Source organism: Actinomadura sp. RB99, from assembly GCF_014706005.1.
GTDB lineage: Bacteria > Actinomycetota > Actinomycetes > Streptosporangiales > Streptosporangiaceae > Spirillospora.
Genome location: NZ_JABMCA010000012.1, coordinates 23,322 through 36,029 on the forward strand (window position 1 = coordinate 23,322; position 12,708 = coordinate 36,029).

13 protein-coding genes are annotated in these 12,708 nt (G+C 74.9%); 6 read left to right on the top strand and 7 right to left on the bottom strand.

Annotation, left to right across the window (positions count from 1 at the left end):
* Positions 1–18 precede the first annotated feature (18 nt).
* Genes amrb99_RS13665 through amrb99_RS13675 form a run of 3 tightly spaced genes read left to right on the top strand, consistent with a single transcriptional unit; the run spans position 19 to position 2,833 of the window.
* Complete coding sequence (locus amrb99_RS13665; protein ID WP_190856311.1) at positions 19–750, top strand: carboxymuconolactone decarboxylase family protein; 732 nt, start codon at positions 19–21, stop codon at positions 748–750.
* An 8-nt stretch (positions 751–758) separates the two neighbouring features.
* The gene (locus amrb99_RS13670; protein WP_190856312.1) at positions 759–1,346 is read left to right on the top strand and encodes a GNAT family protein; all 588 of its coding nucleotides are present in this window, start codon (positions 759–761) and stop codon (positions 1,344–1,346) included.
* 50 nt (positions 1,347–1,396) lie between these two features.
* The gene (locus tag amrb99_RS13675; protein ID WP_190856313.1) at positions 1,397–2,833 is read left to right on the top strand and encodes an FAD-dependent oxidoreductase; all 1,437 of its coding nucleotides are present in this window, start codon (positions 1,397–1,399) and stop codon (positions 2,831–2,833) included.
* A gap of 4 nt (positions 2,834–2,837) precedes the next feature.
* Here amrb99_RS13675 and amrb99_RS13680 read toward each other — a convergent pair whose 3' ends face one another.
* The 3 genes from amrb99_RS13680 to amrb99_RS13690 are packed head-to-tail and all read right to left on the bottom strand — an operon-like array spanning position 2,838 to position 5,246.
* A complete protein-coding gene (locus tag amrb99_RS13680; protein ID WP_190856314.1) occupies positions 2,838–3,620 on the bottom strand; it encodes an isocitrate lyase/phosphoenolpyruvate mutase family protein in 783 nt (260 codons plus the stop codon).
* Positions 3,617–4,462: a cytochrome P450 gene (locus tag amrb99_RS13685; protein ID WP_190856315.1), complete on the bottom strand. Its 846-nt coding sequence runs from the start codon at positions 4,460–4,462 to the stop codon at positions 3,617–3,619. Before amrb99_RS13685 ends, amrb99_RS13680 begins: the two co-directional genes overlap by 4 nt.
* Positions 4,463–4,514: 52 nt before the next feature.
* The gene (locus amrb99_RS13690) at positions 4,515–5,246 is read right to left on the bottom strand and encodes an amino acid racemase (RefSeq protein WP_190856316.1); all 732 of its coding nucleotides are present in this window, start codon (positions 5,244–5,246) and stop codon (positions 4,515–4,517) included.
* Between the two features lie 97 nt (positions 5,247–5,343).
* On the opposite strand from amrb99_RS13690, the gene amrb99_RS13695 reads away from it, so the two are divergent.
* Positions 5,344–5,898 (top strand): XRE family transcriptional regulator, encoded by a 555-nt coding sequence (locus tag amrb99_RS13695; protein ID WP_347256666.1) that lies wholly within the window; start codon positions 5,344–5,346, stop codon positions 5,896–5,898.
* Positions 5,899–5,906: 8 nt separating this feature from the next.
* On the opposite strand, the gene amrb99_RS13700 is transcribed toward amrb99_RS13695, so the two are convergent.
* Genes amrb99_RS13700 through amrb99_RS13715 form a run of 4 tightly spaced genes read right to left on the bottom strand, consistent with a single transcriptional unit; the run spans position 5,907 to position 10,214 of the window.
* Positions 5,907–7,328, bottom strand: a complete 1,422-nt coding sequence (locus amrb99_RS13700) for an MmgE/PrpD family protein (protein WP_241755534.1) — start codon at positions 7,326–7,328, stop codon at positions 5,907–5,909.
* Positions 7,325–8,143: a cyclase family protein gene (locus amrb99_RS13705; RefSeq protein WP_190856318.1), complete on the bottom strand. Its 819-nt coding sequence runs from the start codon at positions 8,141–8,143 to the stop codon at positions 7,325–7,327. The genes amrb99_RS13700 and amrb99_RS13705 overlap by 4 nt, the downstream gene beginning before the upstream one ends.
* Positions 8,140–9,030, bottom strand: coding sequence for a CoA ester lyase (locus amrb99_RS13710; RefSeq protein WP_190856319.1), 891 nt, complete (start codon positions 9,028–9,030; stop codon positions 8,140–8,142). The genes amrb99_RS13705 and amrb99_RS13710 overlap by 4 nt, the downstream gene beginning before the upstream one ends.
* A complete protein-coding gene (locus tag amrb99_RS13715) occupies positions 9,027–10,214 on the bottom strand; it encodes a CoA transferase (RefSeq protein ID WP_190856320.1) in 1,188 nt (395 codons plus the stop codon). Before amrb99_RS13715 ends, amrb99_RS13710 begins: the two co-directional genes overlap by 4 nt.
* Before the next feature lie 238 nt (positions 10,215–10,452).
* On the opposite strand from amrb99_RS13715, the gene amrb99_RS13720 reads away from it, so the two are divergent.
* Together amrb99_RS13720 and amrb99_RS13725 are read left to right on the top strand one after the other, a co-directional pair.
* A complete protein-coding gene (locus amrb99_RS13720; RefSeq protein WP_190856321.1) occupies positions 10,453–11,706 on the top strand; it encodes an ABC transporter substrate-binding protein in 1,254 nt (417 codons plus the stop codon).
* Complete coding sequence (locus amrb99_RS13725) at positions 11,703–12,686, top strand: branched-chain amino acid ABC transporter permease (protein WP_190856322.1); 984 nt, start codon at positions 11,703–11,705, stop codon at positions 12,684–12,686. Before amrb99_RS13720 ends, amrb99_RS13725 begins: the two co-directional genes overlap by 4 nt.
* The last annotated feature ends 22 nt before the right edge of the window (positions 12,687–12,708 follow it).

Sequence of the window (12,708 nt, forward strand, 5' to 3'; positions counted from 1 at the left end):
CGGCCTAGCGTGCGGTAAGTGATCGACCCCGTGAGCGGTGAGCACGTCAACGACCCACCCCGGAACGGGCCGCCGTCGGCCCGCCTGCCCCTGCTGTCCCCGGCCTCGCTCGGCGCCGAGCAGCAGGCCGTGTACGAGGCCCTGACCGGCGGCCCCCGCATGGACGGCGACGCCGCGCCCGCGGCCGGCGGCGACGCCCCTCCGGGCTCCCGGGCGAAGGCCCGCGCGCTCGGGTTCATGGACGACGAGGGCCGCCTGCTCGGCCCGTTCAACGCCATGCTGTACAGCCCGGCCGTCGGGATGCCGCTGCAGGACCTCGGCGCCGCCCTCCGGTTCCGCACCGCCTTCACCAAGCGCGAGCGGGAGATCGCGACCCTCGTCGTCGCCGCGCACGTGCGCTCGGACTACGAGTGGTACGCGCATGAGCGGCTCGGCCGGCGCGCGGGCCTGCGCGAGGACGAGCTGGACGCGCTGCGCGAAGGCCGGGCACCGATGCTCGCCGACGCCCGCGAACGCCTCGTCCACGAGGCCGCCCGGCAGCTCGTCGCCGAGAACGACCTCGCCGACGCCGTCTACACCGAGGCGGTCGCGACCCTCGGCCGGCCCGCCCTCGTCGAGCTCGTCACGCTCGTCGGCTACTACGCGGCGCTGGCGACGCAGCTGCGGGTGTTCCGGGTCGGCGTGCCCGACGGGGAGCCCGCCCCGCACTGGCCCGAGCCCGCCGCCGGCGGCCGGGCGCCCGACGAGTGAGGCCCGCGATGACCGAGACGCTGCTGACGAGACGGCTCGCCCTGCACCCCATCGGCATGACCGACCACCACGCGCTGCGCACGCACTGGACCGGCCCGGTCGTCCGCCGGCACCTGTTCGACGGCGCGTCGATCTCGCCCGTCCAGGTCACCGAGATCATCGAGACCAGCGAGCGGGACTTCGCCACCGAGGGCTACGGCCTGTGGGCGCTGCGGCCCCTCCGCGGTGGGCCGGCGCCCGCCGAGCCGCGGCCGGGCGCGCCGCTGATCGGGGTGGCCGGGCTGCGCGGCCACGAGGGCCCGTTCGACCGGGGGGTGGACGTGGAGATCCTCTACAGCCTCGAACCGGACCGGTGGGGGCAGGGGCTGGCGGCCGAGGCGTCCCGCGCGGTGCTGGACTACGCGTTCGGGGTGGTCGGGCTGCGCCGGGTCACCGCCGAGTTCGACCCGGACAGCGCGGTGTCCGCCGAGGTCGCCGCGAGCCTCGGGATGCGGCCGTGGCGCGGCGGTGCGAGCGGCCCCGACGGCCCGTCCTACTATGCCGCCGACCGGTCCGGATGGCTCGGATCCCGTCGTGGGATCGACGCTGTCCCTTAGAATCCGTCGCCCTCTACCGTCCAGACTGTCGGATACAGCAGTATGAGCGGATGAGCTCCTCGTCCGGCCGGGCGCCGCTGGCACCCGGCTTCGCCAACGGCGGCGTCTCCCACTGGTACCGGCGGACCGGCCGCCCCGAACCGGGCCCCCGGCTGCCCGGCCCGCGCGCCGCCGACGTCTGCGTGGTCGGCGCCGGCTACACCGGCCTCTGGACGGCCTACTACCTCAAGCGCGCCCGTCCCGAGCTGGAGATCGTCGTCTTGGAGCGCGAGTTCGCCGGGTTCGGGGCGTCCGGCCGCAACGGCGGCTGGGTGCTCGGGGAGATCGCCGGATCGCGGGAGCGGTACGCGGCCCGGCACGGGCGCTTCGCCGCCGTGGCCCTGCAGCACGCCATGTTCGACGCGGTCGACGAGGTGATCCGGGTCGCCGCGGCGGAGGGCATCGACGCCGACCTGGTCAAGAGCGGGGTGCTGCACGTCGCCCGCAACCCCGCGCAGCGGGCCCGGCTCGCCGCGATGGTCGCCGCGTCCCGCGACTGGGGCTGGACGGAGGAGGACCTCGTCCCGCTGCCCGCCGCCGAGCGCGACGAGCGGCTGCGCGTCGCGGGCGCGACGGCCGCCGCGTGGAGCCCGCACTGCGCCCGCGTGCAGCCCGCCAAGCTCGTCCGGGGCCTGGCGGAGACGGTCCGCGGCCTCGGCGTCCACGTCTACGAGCGGACCCCGGTGGTCCGGATCGTGCCGCGGCGCGGCGCCGTCCCGGCCGCCGCCGTCACCCCGAACGGCACCGTCACCGCCGAGTACGTGCTGCGCGCGACCGAGGGGTTCACCGCCGGGGTCGGCGGCCACCACCGCGACTGGCTGCCGATGAACAGCTCCATGATCGTCACGACGCCGCTGCCGCCGGCCGTGTGGGACGCGATCGGCTGGGACCGCCGCGAGCTGCTCGGCGACCTCGCGCATTACTACATGTACGCGCAGCGGACCGCCGACGACCGCATCGCGTTCGGCGGCCGCGGCCGGCCGTACCGCTACGCGTCCCGGGTGGACGACGGCGGCCGGACGGAGCCCGCGACCGTCGCCGAGCTGTGGTCGATGCTCGCCGCGATGTTCCCGGCGGCCGCCGAGCACGGGCGCGTCGCGCACGCCTGGTCGGGCGTCCTCGGCGTGCCCCGCGACTGGTGCTCGACCGTCGTGGTGGACCACGCCTCCGGGCTCGGGCACGCGGGCGGCTACACCGGCCACGGCGTCGCCACGGCGAACCTCGCCGGAAGGACGCTGCGCGACCTCGTCCTGCGCGAGGACACGGAGCTGACCGCGCTGCCGTGGGTGGACCGGCGCGTCCGCCGCTGGGAGCCGGAGCCGCTGCGCTGGCTCGGCGTCCACGCGATGTACGCGCTCTACCGGGCCGCGGACGCCCGCGAGTCCGCGACCTCGTCGCCGCGGACGTCCGCGCTGGCCCGTCTCGCCGACGCGATCACGGGCCACTGACGCCTCAGCGTGCGACCAGGGCCTGGACGTCGCCGTAGGAGAAGGCGGGGGCCTCGGAGGCGGCGCCGGAGACGTCCAGGGCGGACGCGACCGTCGCCTGGAGCGCCTTGCGGAACAGCAGCGAGCCCGTGCTGACCCGGCGGACGCCCAGGCCGGCGAGCCGCTCGACGTCCGTCCTGCCCAGCATGAACAGCACGTTCAGCGGCAGGTCGACCGCGTCGACGACGGCCCGGACGTCCTCGTCGGCGGCGATTCCGGGGACGAACACCCCGTCCGCGCCCGCCTCGGCGAACGCCCGCACCCGGCGCAGCGTCTCGTCCATGTCGGGTTCGTCCCCGGCCAGCCAGAACGTGTCGGTGCGGGCGTTCAGGAACACCTGCGGCGCGGCCCGCTTGACCGCCGCGATGACCGTGGCCTGGTGGTCGAGCGGGGCGAGCGTCCCGTCGGAGCGGCCGTCCTCCAGGTTGACGCCGGCGATCCCGTACGAGGCCAGTTCCGTCGCGAGTTCGGCGACGTCGGCGACCCTCGTGGAGAAGCCGCCCTCGATGTCGACCGTGACCGGGAGGGGCAGCCGGGCGAGGTTCCGCGCCAGCGCGAGGGTCTCGTCCCGCGCGTCGCCGGTCGCGTCGGCCTTCCCGGCCGCGGCGGCGACGCCGAGACTGGTCGTCCCGACGGCGGGGAACCCCGCCTCCGCCAGCGCCGCGCCGCTCGCGAAGTCCCACGCGTTGGGCAGGAGCAGCGGGCGGTCGCCGCGGTGCAGGTCCCGGAACGTCTGCGGATGGTTCATCGGACGGCCTCCCTGTCGTTGAGCGCCTCGACCGCGCCCGCCGCCAGCCGCACGGCGTGGTCCGCGCCCGGGCAGGGCCGGCGGCCCGTCTCGAAGGTCAGATGACGGGGTTCCCCGCGCCCCGGATCGAAACGGTCCGGCTCGGCGAACACCGCCGGGTCTCGGTTGGCCGCCCGCAGGTCGAGGGTCACGGTGGCGCCTTCGGCGATCTCGCACCCGCCGAAGGCGAGAGCCGTGCGGCTGACGCGGCGCATCGCCGGGACCGGCGGGTCGAAGCGCAGCGTCTCGGCGACGACGGCCTCGATCGGGAAGCCGCGCGCCTCGGGGCGCCGCGACGCGGGGAGGACCGCGCGGACGAGCCCGGCGGTGGCCTCGTACGCCTGCAGGTAGACGGCGATCCGGTTGGCGACCTCCTCGTCCGGGCCGGGTCCGAGCAGCCGCGTGAGGGCCGCGACGGCCGCGTCCGCGCCGTCCCGCCCGGTCCCGGTCAGGTAGCCGGACGCGGCGGCGGGCACGGCGCCGGTGAGCGCGTCCAGGTCCGTGACGCCGAGCGCCTCGCCGAGCGCGGAGATCGGCGCGAGGTCCGGCGCCTCTCCGGCCAGGATCCGCTCGCGCGTGCGCCGCCGCAGCCGGGCCGGGTCGGCCTCGTCCAGGGACCGGGCCACGACGTCCAGCCGCCGGTCGTGCTCGGCGCCCTCGCTGAACCGGCAGACCGCCCCGCGCAGCCAGGCCAGCGAGCCCCGTGGCGCTCCGCCCTCCGCGACGGGAACGACGAAGCGCTCGTCCGCGAGGACGGCGCTCACCTCGGCGTGCCGGGTGATGACCAGGTCGTTGTTCGCCATGCCCCCGAATCTAGGGAGGGGTCGTTTCGCCGCCGGTCGAAATGTCGCCGGCTCAGGCGGTGACGGCGGGCCCGCCGCGCCAGGACGGCATCGGACGGCGGCCCGCCGCGACCTCGAACGCGGCACGGGCGAGCAGCCGCGTCGAGTCCAGGGTCGGCAGCGGCGACACCTCCGGGGTGACCAGCAGCGGGATCTCCGTGCAGACCAGGGCGACGGCGTCGCAGCCGCGCTCGGCGAGCCGCTCGATGATCCGCACGTACGCGCGGCGGGACTCCTCGGTGACGACGCCGTTCACCAGCTCGCCGAAGATGATCTCGTGCACGCGGGCGCGGTCGGCGGCGTCCGGCACCATGGCCTCGATGCCGCGGGCGGCGAGCTCGCGCGGGTAGACCGGGCCGTCCATGGTGTAGCGGGTGCCGAGGACACCGACGCGGGTCCGGCCGTCGCGGGCGGCGCGGTCGGCGACGGCCTCGGCGATGTGCAGGCCGGGAAGCGCGAGGTCGTCGCCGGGCCGCTCCAGCGCCATGTGCGCGGTGTTGTCGGGGCAGGCGAAGAACGTCGCCCCGGCGGCGGCCAGGCGGCGGACGCTCTCGGCGAGGACGGCCCGGACGGCGTCGTGGTCGCCCGCCTCCCAGTGCGGCATGCTGCGCGCGAGCGCGATCAGGTCGAGGGTGACGTCGGGATGGTCGTCGGGGCCCAGCTCGCGGAAGCCCTCATGGCAGAAGGCGCGGAAGCACAGCGCGGCGCCCTCCGCGCTGTGGGCGAGGATGCCGAGATGCTCCATGGCCGCTCCAGTCCGATGTGCCGAACAACTGTCCACTAGAATGAACAATCGTGGTCGCGTTCGTCAAACTGAACACCTGGACGTCTGGAGCGAACAAGTGGGCAACCTCGACCTGATCGCGCTGATCGCCGCCTCGATCCGGCGGGAGCGCGCCCGCGCCGGGCTGACCCAGAGCGGGCTGGCCCGGCGCGCCGGCATCGCCAAGTCGACGCTGTCCCAGCTGGAGGCGGGCACCGGCAACCCGAGCGTCGAGACGCTGTGGGCGCTCGGCGGCGCGCTCGGCGTCCCCTTCAGCCGCCTGGTCGACCCGCCGCGGGCGGGCGTGCGGGTCGTCCGCGCGGGCGAAGGGCCCGCCACCCGCTCGGAGCAGGCGGACTACACGGCGACCCTGCTGGCGTCCTGCCCGCCCCACGCCCGCCGCGATGTGTACCGCGTCACGGCGGAACCGGAGGAGCCGCACCTGTCCGACCCGCACCTGCCCGGCACGACCGAGCACGTGCTCCTGGGCACCGGCCGCGCCCTGGCCGGTCCGGCGGACGATCCGGTCGAACTGGCGCCGGGCGACTACGTCGCCTACCCCGGCGACGCCCCCCACGTCTTCCGCGCCCTGGCCCCCGGGACCACCGCCACCTTCATCATGGAGCACACCTGACGGGCGGGTCAGGCGAGGAGGGCGGTCAGGGTGCGGAGATCGTCGAGGCCGGCGAGCCCGTAGGCCAGCTCGGTGATCCGTTCGGCCTGGTCCGGGGAGACGCGGCGGGCGGCGTTGAGACGGAACTTGGTCGCCAGTTCCTCGGCCGACAGCGGGTTGCCCGGACCGCCGCGGTTGGCGTCCACGCGCTCCTCCAGGACGGTCCCGTCGCGGGTCGTCACGCGCAGGACGGCCGGGAACTGGTGCGGGAAGATCTCGTCGCAGCGGGCGTCCGGCACGCACCGGACCTTGGCGGCCAGCGCGAGCCGCTCCGGGTCCGCGGCGGCCTCGTCGGTGAAGTCCTCGTGGAAGACGCCGAGCCCGCCGCCGCCCAGCAGCGCCGCCGCGACCGTGTACGGGCCGGAGAACGCGGCGTGGTACCCGGACTTCGGACGGATCTTGTCCTCGCGGGGCTCGCCGATCGTGCGGAGCACGGCCGTGGGCGCGCCCAGTTCGATGCTCTCGATGCCGGACGGGTCCAGCCCGCGCGCGCGGAGCCGGAGCGCGGCGTCGATGCCGGCGTGGGTGAAGTGGTTGCACGGGTACGGCTTGAAGAAGATCCCGGGCAGTTCCCAGTGCGCGCCGAGCTGGTCGGTGAGGGCGTCCAGGTCGACCTGGTCACCGCACCACGCCTGCAGGAACCCGAACCGCCCCTCGAACACGGTCGGCGGGCCGGTGATGCCGGTGCGGGCGAGCCCGGCGGCGGTGACGGCCGCGTGCGCCGCCCAGCCGCAGTGGATCCGCTTGACGGTCCCGCCGGTCCGGTTGGCCTCCAGGATCCCGGAGCCCATGCTGGCGGCGATGCCCATCGCGTCGGCGATCCCGCCCGCGTCCAGGCCGGAGAGCATCGCGGCGGACGCCGCCGCGCCGACGGCGCCGCAGATCGCGGTGGCGTGCTGGCCCCGCTCGAAGAACACCGAGTTGCCGAGTTCCCGGTCGTATCCGGCCATGCCGAGCCGGACGGTGATCTCCACGCCGACGCCCACCGCGTCCAGCAGCGCCGCGCCGGTGGCGCCGCGCGCCTCGGCGACCGCGAGCGCGGCGGGCACGACCGACGCGGACGGGTGCAGCACCGACGGCAGGTGCGTGTCGTCGAAGTCCAGCGAGTGGGCGAGGGTGCCGTTGAGCAGGGCGGCGCTGGGCTCGGGGAGCCGGGCGCCGGTGCCGATCGCGGTGGCGCGCCCCGCGCCGCCCCATTCGGCGACCAGTTCGCCGACCGCGCGGGCCGGTGCCTCGCCGGTCGCGCCGAGGCTGTTGCCGAGGGCGTCCAGGACGCGGCGCGCGGCGTCGGCGCGCAGGTCGGCGCCCAGCCCGTCGGCCCGCACGTCGGCGGCGAGCGCGGCGAGCCGCTGCACCGGGGTCGGCGCGGTCATGCCGGCATCCGCGGTCATGCCGACACCGCCGCGAGCGGGCGGACGGGGGAGCCGGTGCCGCCCTTGATCCGCAGCGGGGCGAGCAGGAACGCGAACTCGTGCAGCCCCGCCTCGGCGAGCGCCTCCAGGCTCAGGTGCTCCATGATGAAGATCCCCGACTCGACCAGCAGGATCCGGTGCACGGGCAGCACGGCGTGGCCCGCTCCCGCCGGGATCTGCTCGTAGGCGGTGGTGTCGGCGCCGGTCGCGACGATCCCGCGGTCCGCCAGCCAGCGGGCCGCCTCCGGCGTCGCGCCGGGCACGCCCGTCTCCTTGCCGAGGTAGGCGGCGGTGTCGCCGAAGTTGCGGGACCAGCCGGTGCGGACCAGCGCGACGTCGCCCTCGCCGGGCTCGGTCCCGGCGCGCTTCGCGGCCAGGTCCAGGTCCTCGGCGGTGACCCCGTAGCCGGGCGGCAGCGTCGGGACGCCGTGCACGGCGGCGACGTCCAGCAGCACGCCGCGGCGCAGCAGGCCCGGCAGGTTCTCGGCGCCGTGGCTGGTGAACGCCCCGCCGCGCTGCGCCTCGGCGGCGTCGATCCCGCCGTGCAGCTCGCCGTCGTGGCTGACGTGCGACAGCGCGTCGATGTGGGTGCCGACGTGCCCGCCGGTCACGATGATCTCGTTGGCGGCCGAGCCCCCGTCCGGGCGCCGCATGTCGCCGTGCCGGCGGATCAGCGTCATCCGGAAGCCGGGGTGGTTGGGGGAGCAGGGCATGCCGGTGAAGAACGGCTGGCCGAGCTCGATCAGCCGGACGCCGCGGGCGACCGCCGCGAGCAGCGGATCCTGGGTGGTCATGACGGGGAGCCTTCCTTTTCTGGTGCATCGGGGCGGTGGGCGGACGCGGCGACGGCGAGGATCCAGGAGGCGCGCTCGACGACCGCCTTGTCCACGAACCGGCCGTCGGAGTCGATCCACGCGGCCTGCTGTTCACGGGCGGGGCCGTCGCGCCCGGTGAGACGGTCCATGAGGTCGCGCGCCCAGGCGACGTCGCCGGGGTCGGGCGCGCACGCCTCGTGCACGACGGGGATCTGCGCGGGGTGGATCACCGACCGGCCGAAGAACCCGGCCCGGTGCCCCGCGGCGGTGTCGGCGCGCAGGCCGTCCAGGTCGCGGACGGCGGTCCACACGCTCTGCGGCGGGGACGGGAGCCCGGCGGCGCGCGCCGCGACGACGACCCGCGAGCGCGGCCACGCCAGCGCGTCGCCGCCGGTCACCCGCAGGTCGGCGGACAGGTCGGCCTCGCCGAGCGAGATCCCGGCGACCAGCGGGTGCGCGGTGGCGAGGGCCAGGGCGTTCTCCACGCCGAGCGCCGACTCCAGGACGGGGAACACCGGCACGCCGAGCGCGTCGGCGACGCGGCGCAGCATGTCCGGGTCCTCGCACTTGGGGATCCGGACCCCGGCGGGCGCGCCGGGCGCGGAGGCCAGCAGCCCGATGTCGGCGGTGCCGTCCGGGGTGCCGGGCGCGTTGATCCGCACGTAGGCGGGGCGCCGTCCGGGCCGCCCCTCGGCGAGCACGCCCGCGACGGTGCGGCGCGCGGTCTCCTTGGCGTCCGGGGCGACGGCGTCCTCCAGGTCGAGGACGACCGCGTCCGCGGCGGAGTCCAGGGCCTTGCCGATGCGGTCGGGACGGTCGCCGGGGACGTACAGCCAGGTCCGGTGCGGATGCTCCGGCCCGGTCACTTGACCACCCCCTTGGCGCGCAGTTCGCCGAGCTCTGCCTCGCCTACCCCGTAGCGGCCGAGGATCTCGGCGGTGTGCGCGCCGAGCGGCGGCCCGGCCGAGTCGATGCGCCCGGGCGTCCGCGAGAGCCGGAACAGCACGTTCTGCATCTTCACGGGGCCGAGCTCGTCGTCGGGGACGGTGGCGATGGTGCCGAGCGCGGCGAACTGGGGGTCGGTCATCACGTCGGCGGCGGTGTAGATCGGCGCGACGGCGGCCTCCGCCTCCTCGAACGCCTTCACGACCTCGTCGCGGTCGCGCTGCGCGATCCACGAGCCGACGGCCTCGTCCAGCTCGTCGGCGTGCTCGGCGCGCTCGGCGCCGGTGGCGAACCACGGCTCGTCGATGAACTCGGGCCGGCCGACCAGCCGCATCACCCGCTCGGCGATGGACTGGGCGCTGGTGGAGATCGCGACCCAGCCGCCGTCGCGGGTCCGGTAGGTGTTGCGCGGCGCGTTGTTGTGCGACCGGTTGCCGGTGCGGGCCTGCAGCTCGCCGAGCTGGTCGTAGGTGATGATCTGCGGGCCGAGCAGGGTGAGGATCGGCTCGATGATCGCCAGGTCGACGACCTGGCCCTCGCCGGTCGCCTCCCGCGCGCGCAGCGCCGTCATCACGGCGAACGCGGTGGTCAGCGCGGCGATCCCGTCGGCGAGGCCGAACGGCGGCAGGGTCGGCGGTCCGTCCGGCTCGCCGGTGATCGCGGCGAACCCGCTCATCGCCTCGGCGAGCGTGCCGAAGCCGGGCCGCCGCGAGTACGGGCCGGTCTGCCCGAACCCGGTGACCCGGGCCAGCACCAGCCGCGGGTTGATCCGCTTCAGCTCGTCGTAGCCGAGGCCCCAGCGCTCCAGCGTGCCGGGCCGGAAGTTCTCGATCACCACGTCGGCGTCGGCGGCGAGCCGGCGGAAGATCTCCTGGCCCTCGGGAGAGCCGAGGTAGAGGGTGATCGCCTTCTTGTTGCGGCCGAGCATCTTCCACCACAGCCCGACGCCGTCGCGGCGGGCGCCGTGGCTGCGCACCGGGTCGCCCTTCGGGTGCTCGATCTTGACGACCTCGGCCCCGAAGTCGGCGAGCAGCGTGGCCGCCAGCGGCCCGGCGAACAGGGTGGCCGCGTCGAGCACGCGGACTCCGGACAGGGCGTCGGGCATGGGCGGTACCGCCTTCGGTTCTGATCGTTTCTCTAAGCGGAACAATGGTAAGTCCATGTTCCGGTGCCGTGCGGGCGCCGGATGTCTTCAAGTTGGCATCGGCTGTCGAGTTCCGTCAAGTTTCACCAAGATATTGACCAGGTCACGTGATGGATGCCACCATGACGCATCAGTGGCCCGGTGTTCCTCTAAGCGGAACGATCGTCGTGAGGTGGCACCGGGCAGGCAGGAGAGGTGAATGTCGGCTCGAAAGCTCGCCGCCGGGCTCGGCGCGTGCGCGGCCCTGCTGGCCGCCACCGCCGGCTGCGGCGGCTCGGCGCCCTCCGGCGCCGCCGGGGCCGCGGCCGGCCGCGACAGCGGCCCGGTGCGGATCGGCGCCCTGCACCCGGTCAGCGGCGCGAACGCGGTCGACGGCCAGCAGATGCGGCGCGGCGCGCAGATGGCGGTCGAGGCCATCAACGCCGCCGGAGGCATCACGTCCCTCGGCGGCCGCAAGGTGGAGCTGGAAACCGGCGACACCCAGGGCAAGGCGGAGGTCGGCCAGAGTGAGGCGCAGCGGCTGATCTCCGAGGGCGCGGTCGGCCTCGTCGGCACCTACCAGAGCGCGGTCAGCACCAACGTCTCCGTGGTCGCCGAACGCAACCGCGTCCCGTTCGTCATGGACGTCACCGCGTCGGACGCGATCTTCTCGCACGGCTACCGGTACTCGTTCCGGGTGCAGCCGGGCAGCGCGGCGATCGCGGACGCGGCGGCCCGCTACCTCAAGGAGGTCTCGGAGAAGGCGGGCAAGCCCGTCAAGAAGGTGGCGTTCCTGCACGAGCAGACCGACTTCGGCAGCGGCGCCGCCGAGGCGTTCGCCAAGGCGGCGAAGAGGCTCGGCATCCAGGTCGGCCCGAACATCAGCTACGACGCGGTGACCGCGTCCGACCTCACCGCGCAGATCACCCAGGTCAAGGCGTCCGGCGCGGACGTGCTGGCCGTCGCCGGCTACTACCGCGACGGGCTCCTCGCCGCCAAGGCGATCAACGCGGTCAAGCCGAACCTGAACGCGGTGTGGGGCGTGTCGGACGGCGCGTTCGACCAGCCCAAGTTCGTCAGCGACGTCGGCTCGCTCGGCGAGCGCTACTTCAGCACCAACTACCACTACGACGCGCAGAACCCCGGCACGGTGAAGCTGCGCGCCGAGTACCAGAAGCGCTACGGCGCGCCGATGCGCACCGGCGCCGTCCTCGCCTACGACGCCGTCCAGGTGATCGCGCAGGGCGTGGAGCGGGCCGCGAGCACCGACCCGACGAAGGTCCGCGCCGCGATCGCCTCGTCGCAGGTGCGGCCGCTGACCGTCGGCACGGGGCCGATCGCCTTCGCCGCCAACGGCGACAACAAGAACGCGCTGCCCGTCCTCATGCAGGTGCAGAACGGGCAGATCAAGCAGGTCTATCCCCAGGACAAGGCCGAATCCCAGCCCAACTACTCGGTGACGTGGCGGCCATGAGCGACACAACTGCGAACCTCAGAGCGGCCGCCCTGCGCGGCCCCGTCCTCAAGCGCGCCGCCCTCACCGGCGGCCTGGTCGCGATCGCCATCGCGGTCGCGCTGATCCGGTCCGGCAGCGGCCTGGTCGTCTGGCAGTCGGTGGTGACCGGCCTGCTGACCGGCGGTCTCTACGGGCTGATCGCGATGGGCCTCACGCTGATCTTCGGCGTGCTGGACATCGTCAACTTCGCGCACGGCGCCCTGCTGGCCGTCGCGATGTTCATCGCCTTCGGGGTGGTGCAGGGCACGGGCCTGCACCCCTACCTCACCCTCGTCATCGCGGTGCCCGCGCTGTTCCTCGTCGGCGCGGTCGTGCACCGCGGCCTGCTCAGCGGCTCGGGCGGCGCGACGCTGGAGAACCAGCTGCTGATCACCCTCGGGCTGTCGCTGCTGCTGGAGAACGGGCTGCTGATGTTCTTCGGCGCCGAGCCGAAGAACGTCCCGCTGCCCGGCGACTTCCAGTTCTCGCTGTTCGGCGCGGTGGTGACCGGCGGCCGGCTGTACGCCTTCATCGGCGCGATCCTGATCGGCGCGGTGCTGTTCTACCTGCTGCGCCGCACCCGGTTCGGCACCGCGATCCGCGCGGTCGCGGCGAACGGGCAGGGCGCGGAGCTGGTCGGCGTGAACGTCCGCCGCGTCCACACCCTCACGTTCGCGATCGGGACGGCCTGCGCCGGCGCCGCCGCCGTGCTGGCGGCGCCGCTGGTCACCGTCACGCCGACGCTCGGCGACCAGTTCAACATCACCGCGTTCGTGGTGGTGGTGCTCGGCGGCATGGGCAACGTCGCGGGCGCGCTGGTCGGCGGCCTGCTGATCGGCCTGGTCGAGCAGCTCACCACCATCTACATGGGCGGGCAGAGCTCGCTGCTCGGGGTGTTCGTCGTGTTCCTGGTCGTGCTGTTCCTGCGGCCCGAGGGCCTCTTCGGGAGGAAGTCATGAGCGGAGCGAACCGGGGGGCGCG